General features: G+C 45.4%; 1 pseudogene. It reads left to right on the plus strand.

Features of this window, described 5'->3' with window-relative positions:
- A pseudogene (locus R7Q48_RS29200) lies at positions 1-574 on the plus strand (ABC transporter ATP-binding protein); the annotation flags it as partial.
- Positions 575-588 lie beyond the last annotated feature (14 nt).

The raw sequence follows: 588 nt of genomic DNA on the forward strand, positions 1-588 counted from the left end.
AAACTTATTGCTACTCGACGAACCAACCAACCACCTAGACTTAGACATGCGCCAAGCGTTAACCATGGCTCTGCAAACGTTCGAAGGTGCGATGGTGATTGTTTCACACGACCGTTACTTACTGCGCGCAACCACTGATGATTTGTACTTAGTGCATGATCGTCAAGTTGCACCATTCGATGGTGACCTAAACGACTACTACAAATGGTTGACCGAACAACAAAAAGCCGAGCGAAAAGAAGCACAAGCGTCGCAACCAGTTAAAGATACCGCAAACAGTGCCGCTGCGAAGAAAGAGCAAAAACGTCGCGAAGCGGAATTTCGTAAACTGACGGCGCCAATTCGCAAAACCCTGACACAATTAGAAAATAAAATGGATAAGTTAGGTGTAGCACTGGCAGAGGCTGAAGAACAATTGGCGGATAACTCACTGTATGAAGCCGAAAATAAAGCTAAACTAAATGAAGTGCTGGCCCTTCAAGCTTCGAGCAAATCAGAACTTGAAGAAGTGGAAATGGAATGGATGTCTGCTCAGGAAGAACTGGAGCAGATGGAGCTAGAGTTTAACCAATGACAAACAAACACGCG

The organism is Vibrio sp. 378, assembly GCF_033339435.1.